The following is a 16429-nucleotide window of genomic DNA, read 5'->3' on the forward strand; positions in this document are numbered from 1 at the left end:
GTTCGGCCAGCGTGTTTGACGGGGCGATTTGAGATCAAGCGCCAAAGCACGACGGCCTGAAAGCCGACCGGAGTTGTGCCTGGTGTACTCGGTAAAAAATGTGGGAGGGGGCTTGCCCCCGATAGCAGTGGGTCAGCCACCAGATGCCTCCACTAACACTCCCCCCGACTACCGGCTATTGTCAGAAATTTCCCACAGGAGTACAAATGTACTCCATGACAAACCTGACCCCCCGCCGTACCGCCATCCTGACCTTCATCCGCGACCGCATCGCGCAGCAAGGCCAACCCCCCAGCCTCGCCGAGATCGCCGAGGCGTTTGGCTTCGCCTCCCGCAGCGTCGCACGCAAACATGTGGTGGCCCTGACTGAAGCCGGCTTCATCGAGGTCAACCCCAACCAGGCCCGTGGTATTCGCTTGCTCAACCAACCCGCCCGCCCCGAATGGCTGGACGTCCCCGTTCTCGGTCGAGTCGCTGCAGGCTTGCCCATCGGCACCGATGCCGAAGTCCACAACCGCCTGCAACTCGACCCTGCCACCTTTGCGAAAACCCCGGATTACCTGCTGCGGGTCCAGGGCGATTCGATGATCGAAGACGGCATCCTCGACGGTGACCTGGTCGGCGTGCGCCGCAGTGCCGAAGCGTTGAACGGCCAGATTGTGGTCGCGCGCCTGGACGGTGAAGTCACCATCAAACGCTTCGAACGTCACGGCGACCATGTCCGCCTGCTGCCCCGCAACCCGGCGTATCAACCCATCGTGGTAGGCCCCGACCAGGACCTGGCTATCGAAGGGGTGTTCTGCGGCCTGGTGAGGCAAGGCTGATGGGCGCCGTCGTAGCACTGGACTCGCTGTTCAATGGCGGCCGCGTCTGGAAGGGCCGGCCCGCCGTGCCTCCGGCCAGTGTGCACCCCACGGGGCTGGCGGCGCTGGATGCGGTGCTGCCCACGGGCGGCTGGCCGGAGTCGGCCCTGAGCGAAATCCTCATGGCCAAGGACGGTGTGGGCGAGTTGCAACTGGTGCTGCCCACCCTGGCGCGCTTATCGGCCGCCGGGGAACGCATTGTGCTGGTGGCGCCGCCCTACACGCCGTACCCCCACGCCTGGCAGAACGCCGGGGTGGATTTGCGTCAGCTTTCGGTGGTCCAGGCCGAAGAGCGCGACGCCTTGTGGGCGGTGGAGCAGTGCCTGCGTTCCGGCAGTTGCGGCGCCGTGTTGTGCTGGCCGCGCAAGGCCGATGACCGGGCATTGCGCCGTTTGCAGGTGGCGGCCGAAACCGGGCAGACCCTGGCGTTTGCCTGGCGCGCCTTGAGCGAGGCGATCAATGCGTCGCCTGCGGCCCTGCGCCTGGCCGTGGAGGCCAAGCCCGCGCAAGTGCGGGTGCTCAAGTGTCGAGGCGGGCTTGCTCATCCGGCGCCGATTGCGCTGGCCGGGCACTGAGGTTGATATGCGCTGGGTGTGTATTGTCTTCCCGCAATTGGCGCTGGACGGGGTGCAGCGCCTGCATCCCGAGGCGGATCAGCCCTTGGCGTTGCTGGCCGGTACGCCGCAGCGGCGCGTGTTGCAAACCGTCAACGCGGCCGCCCGTGCATTGGGCCTGCGCCCCGGCCAGTCGCTGACGGCGGCGCAGGCCCTGGCCAAGGGTTTTGCCTGCGCCGAGTACGACCCGGTGGAGATCGAGCGTTGGCAGCAGTTTCTCGCGGCCTGGGCCTACCAGTTCAGTTCCCAGGTCAGTGTGTTCTACCCCCGCGCGCTGCTGTTTGAAATCGAATCGAGCCTGGGGCTGTTCGGGCCATGGCCGCGTTTCGAAGCGCGCTTGCGCAAGGAACTGAACGAGCTGGGCTTTCGTCACCGCATCGTCGCCGCGCCCAACCCGGCGGCGGCGCGCGTGCTGGCCAATCTCTACGATGGGTTGGCCGTAGACGATGACGCCTTGATGCAGGCCCTGGCGCCGTTGCCTATCGACCGCGCCGGCCTCGAGCCGCAGGCCGCCATGGCCTTGTCACGCATGGGCCTGCGCACCTTGGCCCAGGTGCAGGCGTTGCCCCGGCATACCCTGGCGCGGCGCTTTGAGGCCAGCGTGCTCAAGCACCTGGATGCTCTTGGCGGATACCGGCCGCTGGCTCTGGCGTTCTATCAACCGCCGGACCGCTTCGATGTACGCATCGAGCTGAACTTCGACGTGCAATCCCACCAGGCGTTGCTATTCCCCTTGCGCCGGCTGACCGGTGACCTGTCGGCTTTCCTCTGCGGCCGCGACAGCGGCGTACAGCGTTTTGACCTGCACCTGGAGCACGCCCAGGCGCCGGACAGCGTGATCAAGGTTGGCCTGCTCAGCGCCGAACGTGAGCCGGCGATGCTCTTCGAACTGGCCCGCGGTCGCCTCGAGCACGTGCAGGTCACGTCACCGGTGCGCGGCTTTCGCCTGGTGGCCCAGGACCTGCCGGTGTTCGTGCCGCAGCGCAAGGACCTGTTCGACGACCGCCCGCAGCAGACCCTGCCCTGGGAGCAGTTGCGCGAACGCTTGCGTGCACGGCTGGGGGATGATGCGGTGCAAGGCCTGCGTTTTCACGCCGACCACCGCCCCGAATGCGCCTGGCAAGCGGCCGCCGACAGCCGCCCGTGCCCAAGCCTGGACAAGGTGCAGCGCCCCGGCTGGTTGCTCAACGAACCGACCTTGCTGGCCGAGCAGGGCGTGCAGGTCTTGATGGGGCCGGAGCGTATCGAATCCGGCTGGTGGGATGGCGCCGATATCCGTCGCGACTACTACCTGATCCAGACCCGCGCCGGCCAGCAAGGCTGGGCCTACCGCACCGTGGGGCAACACGATGGGTTGTGGCTGCAAGGCTGGTTCGCATGAACCACCGCAGGCTGTCGCCACCTTCCCACCGTGAGCTGCAAGCATGAGCTACGCCGAACTGCACTGCCTGTCCAACTTCAGTTTCCAACGCGGCGCCTCCAGCGCGCTGGAGTTGTTCGAGCGGGCCAAGCGCCAGGGCTACAGCGCGCTGGCGATCACCGACGAATGCACCCTGGCGGGTATCGTGCGGGCCTGGCAGGCGGCTAAGGCGGTGGAGTTGCCGTTGATTATCGGCAGCGAGATGCGCATCGAAAACGGCCCGAAGCTGGTGCTGCTGGTGGAAAACCTCAGCGGCTACCAGCATTTGTGCCGTTTGATCACCCTGGCCCGACGGCGGGCGGAAAAGGGGCGCTATCGCCTGCTGCAAGAGGACTTCGAGCAACCCTTGCCTGGGTTACTGGCGCTATGGGTCGCCGCAGACAGCGACACCCAGGCCTCGATCCAATGGTTGCGCCGCACCTTCGCCGAGCGCCTGTGGCTGGCGGTGCATCTGCATTGTGGCCAGGACGATGCGCGCCTCCTGGAACAACGCCTGCACCTGGCCGCCAGCCTGCAACTTCCCGCAGTGGCCTGCGGCGATGTGCATATGCATGCGCGCGGCCGCCGCGCCCTGCAAGACACCATGACCGCCATCCGCTATCACGTGCCGGTGGCCGAAGCGGGTACGCGGTTGCACCCCAATGGCGAGCGGCATTTGCGCAGCCTGGAGGCCTTGGCCGCGTTGTACCCGCAAGCCCTGCTTGACGAAACCCAGGCGATTGCCCGCCGCTGCACCTTCGACCTCGGCCAGTTGCGCTACCAATACCCGCGCGAACTGGTGCCCGAAGGCCAAAGCGCGAAAACCTGGCTGCGCACCCTCACCGAAGAAGGCATTGCCCAGCGCTGGCCAGAGGGTGTCGACGCCAAGACCTTGCAGCAGATCAACCACGAGCTGCAGTTGATCAGTGAGCTGGGCTACGAAAGCTATTTCCTCACGGTGCATGACATCGTGCGCTTCGCCCGCAGCCGTTCGATCCTGTGCCAGGGGCGCGGCTCGGCGGCCAACTCGGCGGTGTGTTTTGCTTTAGGCATTACCGAGATCAACCCGAGCCTGATGAACATGCTGTTCGAGCGCTTCCTGTCCAAGGAGCGCAATGAGCCGCCGGACATCGACGTGGACTTCGAACACGAACGCCGCGAAGAAGTGCTGCAATACGTGTTCCAGCGCTATGGCCGTACGCGCGCGGCCCTCACGGCGGTGGTCAGCAGTTACCACGCAGCCGGCGCGGTGCGCGACGTGGCCAAGGCCCTGGGGTTGCCGCCCGACCAAGTCAACGCCCTGGCCGAATGCTGCGGGCGCTGGAGTGATGAGGCACCGCCGCTGGAGCGCCTGCGTGAAAGTGGTTTCGACCCTGAAAGCCCAGCGTTGCGCCGGGTACTTACGTTGACCCGGCAACTGATCGGCTTCCCCCGGCACCTGTCCCAGCACCCCGGGGGTTTCGTGATTTCCGAACACCCGCTGGATACGTTGGTGCCGGTGGAAAATGCCGCCATGGCCGATCGCACGATCATCCAGTGGGACAAGGATGACCTCGACGCCGTTGGCCTGCTCAAGGTGGATATCCTCGCCTTGGGCATGCTCAGCGCGATCCGCCGTTGTTTCGACCTGCTGCGCCGCCATCGCCACCGCGACCTGTCGTTGGCGACGATCCCCAAGGAAGACCCGGCCACCTACGCAATGATCAGCAAGGCCGACACCATCGGTGTGTTCCAGATCGAGTCGCGGGCGCAAATGTCGATGTTGCCCCGGCTCAAGCCGCAGAACTTTTATGACCTGGTGATCGAGGTTGCCATCGTGCGCCCTGGGCCGATCCAGGGCGGCATGGTGCATCCGTACCTGCGTCGGCGTAACAAAGAAGAGCCCACCACCTACCCGTCGCCGCAGCTCAAGACGGTGTTGGAACGAACATTGGGCGTGCCGCTGTTCCAGGAGCAGGTGATGCAAATCGCCATCGTCGCCGCCGACTATACCCCCGGCGAGGCCGACCAGTTGCGCCGTTCCATGGCCGCCTGGAAACGTCACGGCGGGCTGGAACCCCATCAAGTGCGCCTGCGCAACGGCATGCTGAAAAATGGCTACAGCGAAGCCTTTGCCGCGCAGATCTTCGAGCAGATCAAGGGCTTTGGCAGCTACGGGTTCCCCGAGTCCCACGCGGCCAGTTTCGCCTTGCTGACCTACGCCAGTTGCTGGCTCAAATGCCATGAGCCGGCGGCGTTCGCCTGTGCGCTGATCAACAGCTGGCCCATGGGGTTCTACAGCCCGGACCAGATCCTGCAGGACGCCCGCCGCCATCGCTTGCAGATTCGTCCGGTAGACGTGCAGGCCAGTGACTGGGAGTGCAGCCTGGAACCCATCGACGGCCAGCAACCGGCGATCCGCCTGGGCTTGCGTATGATTTCCGGGTTTCGCGAAGAGGATGGGCGGCGTATCGAAGCGGCCCGCCAGCACCGCGCCTTCAGCGATGTGGCCGATCTCGACGAACGCGCCGGGCTGGACGCCCGCGCCGAGGCCTTGCTGGCGGATGCCGGTGCCTTGCGCGCGTTGGCCGGCAACCGGCACCAGGCACGCTGGGATGTGGCGGGGGTGCACAAGCAACTTGGGTTATTTGCCGGCTTGCCCAGCCCCGATGAAGCGCGGGTGGCGTTGCCGGTGCCCACGGTGGGTGAGGACTTGCAGGCCGATTACGTCACGGTCGGCACCACCCTCGGCCCCCATCCGTTAGCGTTGCTGCGTGATGAGCTGCGCAAGCGGCGCTGTCGCAGCTCGAACGAACTGCTGGCGGTGGAGCATGGGCGCAATGTCAGCGTCGCCGGGCTGGTGACCGGTCGCCAGCGCCCCGGCACCGCCAGCGGCGTGACCTTCGTCACCCTGGAAGATGAGTTCGGCAATCTGAACGTGGTGGTGTGGCGTGATCTGGCAGAACGCCAGCGCGCAGCCTTGGTGAATTCGCGGCTACTCAAGGTGGACGGGCGCTGGGAAGCGGTGGGCGAGGTACGGCACCTGATCGCCGGGCGCCTGACCGACCTGACGCCGCTGTTGGACGGCATTCCTGTGCGCAGCCGGGATTTTCACTGAGGGGAGTTGCCCAGTTCACGACGGATGAGCTATATGCAATGAAACGATTTATTACAGTCAGGCTCCAAGTTTTTATCAGTGGAACTGCACCACCGATCAATGTTTCTCTGCACCAAGAGCCTATCGATGCCTTTTTTATCCAACACCCACGGCTGTGAAGGCTGGGGCGGTGAAATGGCCCAGCGAATCCGTGCCTTCGACTGGTCGCACACCGACCTGGGCCCGCTGGATCGCTGGTCCACCAGCCTGGCCTGCACCGTGCAGATGATGCTGGCGTCGCCCGTGCCCATGGTGATGCTGTGGGGGCCGGCCGGCTACATGATCTACAACGACAGCTATTCCGTGTTTGCCGGTGGCCGTCATCCGTATTTGCTGGGCACGCCGGTGGAGCTGGGCTGGCCGGAAGTCGCCGACTTCAATCGGCATGTCGTGGACACTTGCCTGGCGGGTGGCACTTTGTCCTATCACAACAAGGAGCTGGTGTTGCTGCGCAACGGACAGCCGGAAAACGTATGGCTGGACCTGTATTACAGTCCGGTCGCCGGAGATGACCAGCAGCCGGCCGGGGTCTTGGCGATCGTGGTGGAGACCACCGCCCATGTGATTTCCGAGCGCTTGCGCCAGGAGCTGACCCACAACCTGGAGCAGCGCGTTGCCGCCGAAGTGCAGGCGCGCTCCGTCGCCGAAGAGCAACTGCGCCAGTCGCAAAAACTCGAAGCCATTGGCGGCCTGACCGGTGGCGTGGCCCACGACTTCAATAACCTGCTGCAAGTGATCGCCGGCAATTTGCACCTGTTGGCCCGCCATGAGCCGGAAAACCCCCAGGTGCAGCGACGTGTCAACGCTGCCATTGCGGCGGTGGAGCGCGGTGCCAAGCTGTCCTCGCAATTGCTCGCGTTTGCGCGTCGCCAACCGCTGTCACCGGCGGTCTACAACCCGCAGCGCATCTACGCCGGTCTGGGCGAATTGTTGCAACGTGCATTGGGTGAAACCATCCATGTCGATGTGCAACTGCCCCAGGATTCCTGGTGCATCCACGTCGACCGCAACCAACTGGAAAACGCACTGCTGAACCTGGCGATCAATGCCCGGGATGCCATGAAAGGCGAGGGCGTGATTCGCATCACCGGCGAAAATATCATCCTCAACCCCAAGGATTGCGTCGGTAAAAGCCTGCAGCCCGGCGAGTATGTGCGCCTGGCGGTCACGGATATCGGCGTGGGTATGCCGGCGTCGATTCTGTCGCGGGTGTTCGAGCCGTTCTTTACCACCAAGCGCGATGGCCACGGTACGGGCCTGGGCCTGAGCATGGTGTTCGGGTTTGTCCGGCAAAGTGGCGGCCATGTCGAGGTGTGGAGCGAGGAAGGCAAGGGCACCGTGGTGCAAATGTATTTCCCGCGCAGCTTGGACGAGGAGTGCCAGGAGATCGAACCCGAGCCGGTATCCCATGCCGCAGGCCAAGAGACCATTCTGGTGGTGGAGGACAACGAGGGCGTGCGATTGACCGTCGTGGAGCTGCTGGAGCAGGCTGGCTATACCGTGCTGACCGCTGAAGACGGCGACCGGGCGATGCAGAGGCTGTTGGACGGAATGCGCCCCGATCTTATTTTTACCGACGTGGTGATGCCCGGCCGCGTCAAGAGTACCGACCTGGCCGACTGGGCCCGCGCCCAGCAGCCGCCGGTGGCGGTGCTGTTCACCTCGGGGCATACCCGCGACATTCTCTCCACCAACCACCTGCTCAGTGCCGACATTCATCTGCTGAGCAAACCCTACAGCCCCGAAGCCCTGACGCAACGGTTGCGCAGCGTGCTTACCGCCCGTGTGGCTCAGACCGATTGAACGAGCCCCCGCCCGGCAGGCTCCGAACCAGGACCTGCCCATGACAAGGTTGACCATGACTTCACAGCGCACCCTCCCTCCGCTCACTGCTCAACGGCCCGGGTTTGTCCGGGTTCGCGGCGCCCGCGAACATAACCTGCGCAATGTCGATGTGGACATTCCACGGGATGCCCTGGTGGTGTTTACCGGGGTGTCGGGTTCGGGCAAGTCGTCGCTGGCCTTTTCCACGGTGTACGCCGAGGCCCAGCGCCGCTATTTCGAGTCGGTGGCGCCCTATGCACGGCGCCTGATCGACCAGGTCGGCGTACCCGATGTGGACTCCATCGAAGGCTTGCCTCCGGCTGTGGCCCTGCAACAGCAGCGCGGTACGCCGAGTGCGCGTTCGTCGGTGGGCAGCGTGACGACCTTGTCCAGCCTGATCCGCATGCTGTATTCCCGCGCCGGCCACTATCCGCCGGGCCAGGCGATGCTATATGCCGAAGACTTTTCGCCGAACCTGCCCCAGGGCGCCTGTCCGCAATGCCATGGCCTGGGCCGTGTGTATGAAGTGACCGAGGCGCTGATGGTGCCCGATCCGTCGCTGACCATTCGCCAGCGCGCCGTGGCGTCCTGGCCGCTGGCATGGCAAGGCCAGAACCTGCGCGACATCCTGGTGACCCTGGGTTATGACGTCGACATTCCCTGGCGCGACCTGCCGAAAAAGCAGCGCGACTGGATTTTGTTCACCGAAGAAACCCCGACCGTGCCGGTGTATGCCGGCTTCACCCCGGAGCAGACGCGCGACGCGCTCAAACGCAAGCTGGAGCCGAGTTACCAAGGCACTTTCAGTGGTGCGCGGCGCTACATCCTGCACACCTTCACCCACACCCAAAGCGCGCTGATGAAAAAGCGCGTCGCGCAATTTATGCAAGGCAGTGCCTGCCCGTTGTGCGCTGGCAAGCGGCTGACCCAGGCAGCGTTGTCGGTAAAGTTTGCCGGGGTGGATATCGGTGAGTTGTCGCAACTGTCGCTGGTACAACTGGCCGAGCTGCTGCGGCCGGTGGCGGCGGGGCAGGACACAATGAAGCTGTCGGTGGAAAAGCGCCTGGCTGCCCAGCGCATTGCCCAGGACCTGTTGGAGCGGGTCAGCACCTTGATCGAACTGGGCCTGGGGTATCTGTCCCTGGAGCGCAGCACGCCGACCTTGTCGTCCGGGGAGTTGCAGCGCTTACGCCTGGCGACCCAATTGGGCTCACAGTTGTTTGGTGTGATCTATGTGTTGGATGAGCCGTCGGCCGGGCTGCATCCCGCGGACGGTGAGGCGTTGTTCACCGCGCTTGAACGTTTGAAAGCGGCGGGCAACTCATTGTTTGTGGTGGAACATGACCTGGAAACCATGCGCCGCGCTGACTGGCTGATCGACGTCGGCCCGGCGGCGGGTGAACATGGCGGGCAAGTGTTGTACAGCGGGCCACCCGCCGGCTTGGCGGCGATCGAGGCGTCGCAGACCCGCGAGTACCTGTTTGCCGAGCGGCGCCCGTCGACGGCGTCGCAACGTCCACCCCAGGGTTGGTTGCAGCTCGAAGGCGTGACGCGCAATAACCTCAATGACTTGAACGTGGCGTTCCCACTGGGCTGCTTCACGGCGGTGACCGGTGTTTCTGGCTCGGGCAAGTCCAGCCTGGTCAGCCAGGCGTTGCTGGAACTGGTCGGCAGCGGCCTGGGCCGCGTGCCGGACAATGACGAGGAACGCAGCCTGGAAGATGACGCGCCGCAAACCAGTGGCGGGCATATCAGCGCCGGGCTGGAACACCTGCGCCGTCTGGTGCAGGTTGACCAGAAGCCCATCGGTCGTACCCCGCGTTCCAACCTGGCGACCTACACCGGGCTGTTCGACAACGTGCGCAAACTGTTCGCCGCCACGCCGGCGGCGAAGAAGCGCCATTACGATGCCGGGCAGTTCTCGTTCAACGTCGCCAAGGGCCGCTGCGCGCATTGCGAGGGCGAAGGGTTTGTCAGCGTTGAATTACTGTTCATGCCCAGCGTGTATGCCCCCTGTCCGACGTGCCATGGGGCGCGCTACAACCCCGAAACCCTGGCGATCCAATGGCAAGGCCTGAACATTGCGCAAGTGCTGGGGCTGACCGTGGAGCAGGCGGTGGACGTGTTTGCCGAACAACCGGGCGTCCTGCGTTCGCTGCACGTACTGCGTGATATCGGCCTGGGTTACTTGCGCCTGGGCCAACCGGCGACCGAACTGTCGGGCGGTGAAGCGCAACGCATCAAGCTCGCCACTGAACTGCAACGTAATGCCCGTGGCGCCACCCTGTATGTGCTGGATGAGCCGACCACCGGCTTGCATCCACGGGATGTCGACCGCTTGCTCAGCCAGCTCAATCAGTTGGTGGAGGCCGGGCATACGGTGGTTGTGGTGGAGCATGAAATGCGCGTGGTGGCCCAGAGTGACTGGGTGATCGATATCGGGCCGGGGGCAGGGGACATGGGCGGCAAGGTAGTCGCCAGCGGCGCACCGCAGAAGGTGGCCAGGAGCAAGAAGAGCCGCACCGCGCCGTTCCTTGCCAAAGAACTGCCCTGAATGCGGGAGGGGCGGAGCGACGCTTCGAGCGCATTTTTGTGGTGAGCGGGCTTGCCCTGATGCCGTTCAGTTAAGGCTTTTTTGTAGGAGCGAGCAAGAACTAGGCGTCCCCCTCGCTCCTACAGAAGGCGATGTACTCTTAACTGAACGGCATTAGGGCTTGCCCCGCGTTGGGCTGCGAAGCAGCCCCATTACAGGCGATGTGTTTTTAACTGACACACCGCGGTGCCTGGTTTTGGGGCTGCTTCGCAGCCCAACGCGGGGCAAGCCCGCTCGCCACAACAAGCCCGCTCGCCACAGGAGGCCGTGGGGCCGCCCACATTTTGCTCAGCGTTGCGTCAGTTGGATCTGCGCCCTGGCCTGTTTCACCACGTTCTCTGTAGTAAACCCGAACTTCTCCTGCAACTTCGCCAGCGGTGCCGACGCGCCGAAGCTGTTCATCACCACCTTGGCGCCGGTCTGGCCGACATAGCGATCCCAGCCCAGGGGGCCGGCCTGTTCCACCACGACCCTGGCCTTCACGGCCGGCGGCAGCACGCTGTCGCGATAAGCCTGGTCCTGGTCTTCGAACAGCTCCCAACTGGGCATTGAAACCACTTGCGCGGCAATCCCTTCAGCCTTGAGTTGTTCATAAGCCTCCACGGCAAGGCTGACTTCACTGCCCGTCGCGATCAGGATGACATCCGGCGCTTCAGCCCCCGCCAACACATACGCGCCTTTGGCCGCGCCGGACGCCGCCGCATATTTACTGCGATCCAGCGTCGGCAGTGGCTGTCTCGACAACACCACGCAGCTCGGCCGATGGGTTTGCGCCAGGGCGACTTTCCACAGCTCCAGTGTTTCATTGGCATCACCCGGGCGCAGGGTCAGCAACCCCGGCGTGGCGCGCAGTTGGGTCAGATGCTCGATGGGCTGGTGGGTCGGGCCGTCTTCACCGACGCCGATCGAGTCATGGGTAAACACGAATATCACCGGCAACTCCATGATTGCCGCCAGGCGGATCGGCGGTTTCATGTAGTCGCTGAACACCAGGAATGTCGAGGTATACGGCCGCAAATACGACAGCGCCATGCCATTGGCAATCGCGCCCATGGCGTGTTCGCGGATGCCGAAATGCAGGTTGCGCCCGCTGTAGTCGTCGGCACTGAAACGCCCGGCACCGTCGAAGGTGAGGTTGGTCTTGGTCGATGGCGACAAGTCCGCCGAGCCGCCGAGCAGCCAGGGGATTTGCTGGGCAAACGCATTCAATACTTCGCCGCCGGCGGCACGGCTGGCGATGCCCTTGGCATCGCTGTCGAAGTGGGGCAAGTGCTTCTGCCAGTGTTCCGGCATTTGCCCGGCACGCATGCGGTGCAATTCATCGGCCAGCTCGGGCTCATACTGTTCGAGCAGCGAAAGGTGTTCGAGCCATTTTTCATACAGTGGCTCGCTGCGCTCAAGCAACGCATCACGCAACGCCGTGCAGGCTTCATCGGGTACCAGGAAGCTTGCATCCTGTGGCCAGCCATAGGCGGCCTTGGTCAGGCGGATTTCCTCCTCACCCAAGGGTTCACCATGGGCGGCGGCGGTGTTGTGCTTATGGGGCGAGCCATAGCCGATCACACTGTCGACCACGATCAGGGTCGGCGCGCCCCGGTTGCAATGGAAGGTCTCCAGGGCATTGGTCAGGGCTTGCAAGTCATTGGCATCGGTCACGTGCAGGGTATGCCAGCCATAGGCCTGGAAGCGCTTGATCACGTCTTCGCTGAATGCCAGCTCAGTGTGGCCCTCGATGCTGATGGTGTTGTTGTCATAGATCCAGCACAGCTTGTCCAGCTTCAAATGCCCGGCCATCGATGCCGCTTCGCCACTGATACCCTCCATCATGTCGCCGTCGCCGCACAAGGTGTACACGTTGTAATCGAACAGTGTCTTTTCTTCGCGATTGAAGCGCGTGGCCAGCCAGCGCTCGGCCATTGCCATCCCGACGCTGTTGGCGCAGCCCTGGCCCAGGGGGCCGGTGGTGGTCTCGACCCCGGTAGTCATACGGTATTCCGGGTGCCCAGGGGTCTTGGAGCCCGCCTGCCGAAACTGCTTGATATCGTCCAGACTGATCGCGGCGTGCCCGGTACGCTTGCCCTCGGCATCCATCTCCACCACGCCCGCCAAGTGCAGCAATGAGTAAAGCAACATCGATGCATGGCCGACGGATAACACAAAGCGGTCACGGCCAGGCCAGTCGGGGTGCTGGGGGTGATAGCGCAGGAAGCGGCTCCACAAGGTATACCCGACCGGCGCCAGGCCCATGGGCGTGCCCGGATGGCCGGAGTTGGCCTTTTGAACGGCGTCCATGGCCAGGGTACGAAGGGTGTTGATGCATTGGGTGTCGACAGCGCTGGCAGCTTGATTCATGAACCGGTCTCCCTCAAGTGGCGATCTACAGTGGAGGGCAGGGCGCGGCAAAGGTTTGATCCCATTGCCCAGGTTGCGACGAACGGGACTGGTTTGCCGGCAAACATGACAAGACCCCTTGGAATGGGCTAGCTTCAAGGGCGTAGCCATTGATCAACTTGCGGAGGTAGGCCATGCCAGTGAAACACGACCTGTATCAGGACTTGGGGTTGAGCAAGGACGAAGTCGACGGGCGCCGGGCACAAAACGCCCGTTTGAACGCGCTGTTTGATAAATACAACAATGTTGACGAATTGGTGGTGAGCGCTGAAAAGGCAGCCGGCAGCGATGACGAGATAAAGAAGCTGAAGGAAAGACGCTTGTTGGTTAAAGATGAGATCAAGGATTTGCTGAAGTAACGGGCGATCCGTTCAATGAGGGAGCGAGCCAGTCGCTCCCTTGCACATTTTTTCAGAATTGACTGAAAGACATCCCAATCCCCGCTACCTATGATGCCCTCGCCCTCCCGGCTCTGGGGACCGTTGCGGCGCGAGGATTGCGCTGATGGGCCGGGTGGGCGCTTAATTTCATGCCAGTAGTGCCTGGGTGCAGGCATCCATCGAACGCTGCTGCGTCTCCTCATACAACTTCAACTCATCAATCGTCTGGCGCCCCAGTGCCTTCTCGAATTCAGCCTGGTTCGAATTAGCCGCGTAGTGACTCTGCGCCGCATCCCCCAGGTTTGATTGAAAGATCCCCGCCGCACTCACTGGCAGAAAATCTTCATATACCAACGGCTCTACCGCCACGTGACCGGCGCTGGCCAATGCTTCCAGCGTGCGCGGCTGGTCGGCCTGGCCGCGTGCCGCCAGGCCCTTGTCGGTGACGAAGTAGCGGAAGTACGCGAGGCCTTGCTCGCGCATCTGCGTGTGGTCATCGGGGAAGGCCTGGAAGTGCTGCTCCATCAATTGCACATAACGCTCGGCGTTGGACTCGTTCGGGAACGCGCCGAGTTCATCGCGGGCAGCGTTCAGCAGTTGGTCGTACAGGGCGCGACCTTTGGGCGTCAGCGCGACGCCGCGTTGTTCAATTTCACCGAAACGCGCGCTGTGGCTGCCTTGGGCGTCGGTGAACGCGATGGCTTCATCGAGGGCCTTGAAGCTGGTCTGGCGCAGCAGGATCGGGCAGCGGCGGCGCGGCGGGCCTTCGATCACTGCCTTGGGGGTAATGCCCTTGCCAGGCATGGCGGCCTGGACCTGGTCGATGTCCAGGGTGCGCGGGGTCAGGTGGTTGATGTGCGGGCCCTTGAACGCCACCACGTCGGCGATCAGGCGGTGCTGGTCGCTGAGTTGCCGGTACTGAGCGGCGGTCACGGTGGCGGTGTGGTGCCAGCGGAAGGTTTCCAGGGCCTCGCGGATGAATGCGTCGGCATCCGCTGCGCCGAGGCCACCGTTCCGTTCCGCTTGCTCGATCAGGGCGAGGGCCGCGGGGGTGAAGATCGAACGCTTGGCCAGGGCGCTTTTAGCGAAGGCGCGCAGGTCGGGATTTTCGATCAGCTCCAGGCGCAGCAGCGAGGTGAACACGCGGAACGGGCTGGTTTGCAGCGCACTTTCATGCACCGCGCGAAACGCGGTGGAGTGTACCGGCACGCCGGCCGAGGTCAGGTCGTAGTAGCCCACCGGCTGCATGCCCATCACCGCGAACAGGCGGCTGATGGTGGCCAGTTCCGCGGCGGTGCCCAGGCGGATGGCACCGTGGCGCTCCATGTCCAGGCGCTGGATTTCCCCGGTGCGCTGCAATTGCTGCGCCAGGCCCGGGTCGCTGTCGAGCACGCGGGCGTTGATCTCGGCCACCAGCGTCATCAGCGCGCCGTACAGCGGAACTTCATCTCGGTACATATCGGACATGGCCTTGGAAAAGCCCTTGCGGATCTCGTCGGGGCTGACATGTGCGGTGGTGTGCATAGAAAAATTCCTGATGGCTATGGCGATGAGGGTGGCCTTTGCCTGGATTTTGTTGAGCGGCAGGCGCGCTTGCAAACGAAGATTCCTCTGGACTTCATTCTGCAAATGAATGAGATGACGTGAATATGACAAAAATCAACAACGGATAAATTTCATTTTCCAGGGTTTTTCCTAACTAATTCTTCACGGAGTCCGCCCCGGCCGGCGTGAAAGAATCGTCACGTTTGTAAGGATGAAAACGTCATTTCGCACATCGCACATATAAAAAAACATTTAGGGGCCGCAGTTAATGAAAATTTCTACACTGGCGCTGTCGATCACCGCCGCCGTTCTTGCACAACAGGCATACGCCGATGATTTTGGACTCGGTTCCCTGGGAACCGGCAATGGTCATAGCGGCTTTCTCGAAGACAGCCATGCGTCCGTCAGTTCGCGGACCATGTACTACAGCGCGGATAACCGCTCGGGGACCAACAACGATCTGCGCGAAGCCGCGACAGCGCTGCGCTTTGACTACAAATCCGGTTTCACCCAGGGCACCGTTGGTGTGGGTTTTGACGTCATGGCCTTCGGCGCCCTGCGCCTGGACGGTGGCGACGGCCACACTGCGGGCGCCGGCCTGTCGGGTAACGGCAACAGCTTCTTCCCGACCAAGAACAACGGCACCGAGCCTGCCGACTCATTCGGTCGTGCCGCGGGTAACGTGAAATTCCGTATCTCCCAGACCGAGTTGCACGTCGGTGGTGGCTTGGCGCCGATCCTGCCTATCCTGGTGTCGAACGACAGCCGCGTTGCCCCGCAAACCTTTGACGGTGGCATCCTGACCTCGAACGACATTCCCAACGTGACCTTCACCGGTGGTGAGCTGAACCGCGTCGAAGGCCGCGCTTCCAGCAACTCCACGGGCCTGAGCGTGGCCGGTGGGACACGCGACAGTGACAGTTTCAAATTCGGTGGTGTGGACTACAAACCGTTTGGTTCGTCCGATAACGTCATCGCAAAAAACCTGACGCTTCAGTACTACTACGCCCAACTGCAAGACTTCTACAAACAGAACTACGTCGGCCTGGTCCACGTGCTGCCCTTGGGCAATGACCAGTCGTTCAAGACCGACCTGCGCTACTTCGACAGCTCCAGCGACGGCAAGAACGGCGAGACCGGCTATCAGTTCAACAACAACGGCGGCTACGCCAGGCACGCCGGCGAAGTGGACAACAAGACCTACAGTGCGGCGTTCACCTATCAATTGGGCGGCAGCAGCCTGATGCTTGGGCACATTGGTGTGGGTGATGACGGCGGCTTTGTGTGGGTCAACCAGGGCAGCCTTGCCGACCCACAGGCGCAAGGTGCCGGTGGCAGCGACTTCTATCTGTTTACCGATGCGGTGGTTGGCCAGTTCTCCCGTGCGGGCGAGCAGGTCAACTTTGGCCAGTACTCGTATGACTTCAAGGCCTACGTGCCCGGCTTGCGAGCGTCCGTGGCTTACCTGGACGGTTCGGATATCAAGTCGAAGGTTGCCGGTGGCCCTGACCAGAAAGAAAACGAAGCCGACTTCCGTCTGGACTACGTCGTACAGGAGGGTCCTCTGAAAGGCTTCGGTACCACCTTGCGTACCGGTACCTATCACGGCAAGAACACCGGCACCGCCGACCAGGACCAAACCCGCCTGATCTTCAACTACACGTACGCCATCTTCTAAGTCTTC

The 16429-nt window shown here is 63.1% G+C and carries 10 protein-coding genes; 8 read left to right on the forward strand and 2 right to left on the reverse strand.

Going from position 1 to position 16429, the window contains the following annotated elements:
• Positions 1-206 precede the first annotated feature (206 nt).
• The 6 genes from lexA to uvrA all read left to right on the forward strand — a co-directional run bounded on the left by lexA (position 207) and on the right by uvrA (position 10390).
• Positions 207-824, forward strand: a complete 618-nt coding sequence (gene lexA / locus QU606_RS17040) for a transcriptional repressor LexA (protein ID WP_024075053.1) — start codon at positions 207-209, stop codon at positions 822-824.
• Positions 824-1438 (forward strand): translesion DNA synthesis-associated protein ImuA, encoded by a 615-nt coding sequence (gene imuA, locus QU606_RS17045; RefSeq protein WP_024075054.1) that lies wholly within the window; start codon positions 824-826, stop codon positions 1436-1438. Before lexA ends, imuA begins: the two co-directional genes overlap by 1 nt.
• 7 nt (positions 1439-1445) lie before the next feature.
• Positions 1446-2858 carry a DNA polymerase Y family protein gene (locus QU606_RS17050; protein ID WP_069076376.1) on the forward strand — a complete coding sequence of 471 codons (1413 nt, stop codon included), beginning with the start codon at positions 1446-1448 and terminating at the stop codon, positions 2856-2858.
• A 43-nt stretch (positions 2859-2901) separates the two neighbouring features.
• Positions 2902-5973: an error-prone DNA polymerase gene (locus QU606_RS17055; RefSeq protein ID WP_069076375.1), complete on the forward strand. Its 3072-nt coding sequence runs from the start codon at positions 2902-2904 to the stop codon at positions 5971-5973.
• 126 nt (positions 5974-6099) lie between these two features.
• Entirely contained in the window at positions 6100-7815 is a 1716-nt protein-coding gene (locus tag QU606_RS17060; protein ID WP_069076374.1) for an ATP-binding protein, read from the forward strand.
• 55 nt (positions 7816-7870) lie between these two features.
• A complete protein-coding gene (uvrA, locus tag QU606_RS17065) occupies positions 7871-10390 on the forward strand; it encodes an excinuclease ABC subunit UvrA (protein WP_304998630.1) in 2520 nt (839 codons plus the stop codon).
• Positions 10391-10717: 327 nt separating this feature from the next.
• Here the strand turns inward: uvrA and tkt are convergent, their stop codons facing one another.
• Positions 10718-12781, reverse strand: coding sequence for a transketolase (gene tkt, locus QU606_RS17070; RefSeq protein WP_024075059.1), 2064 nt, complete (start codon positions 12779-12781; stop codon positions 10718-10720).
• Between the two features lie 173 nt (positions 12782-12954).
• Here tkt and QU606_RS17075 point away from each other — a divergent pair, with 173 nt between their 5' ends.
• A complete protein-coding gene (locus QU606_RS17075) occupies positions 12955-13179 on the forward strand; it encodes a YdcH family protein (protein WP_069076362.1) in 225 nt (74 codons plus the stop codon).
• Positions 13180-13347: 168 nt separating this feature from the next.
• Here QU606_RS17075 and QU606_RS17080 read toward each other — a convergent pair whose 3' ends face one another.
• Entirely contained in the window at positions 13348-14724 is a 1377-nt protein-coding gene (locus QU606_RS17080; RefSeq protein WP_304997236.1) for a VOC family protein, read from the reverse strand.
• Between the two features lie 289 nt (positions 14725-15013).
• Here QU606_RS17080 and QU606_RS17085 point away from each other — a divergent pair, with 289 nt between their 5' ends.
• Positions 15014-16423, forward strand: a complete 1410-nt coding sequence (locus tag QU606_RS17085) for an OprD family outer membrane porin (RefSeq protein WP_069076364.1) — start codon at positions 15014-15016, stop codon at positions 16421-16423.
• Positions 16424-16429: the final 6 nt, after the last annotated feature.

Origin of the sequence: Pseudomonas sp. OVF7 (assembly GCF_030644265.1) — a bacterium.
GTDB classification, from domain to species: domain Bacteria; phylum Pseudomonadota; class Gammaproteobacteria; order Pseudomonadales; family Pseudomonadaceae; genus Aquipseudomonas; species Aquipseudomonas gorinensis.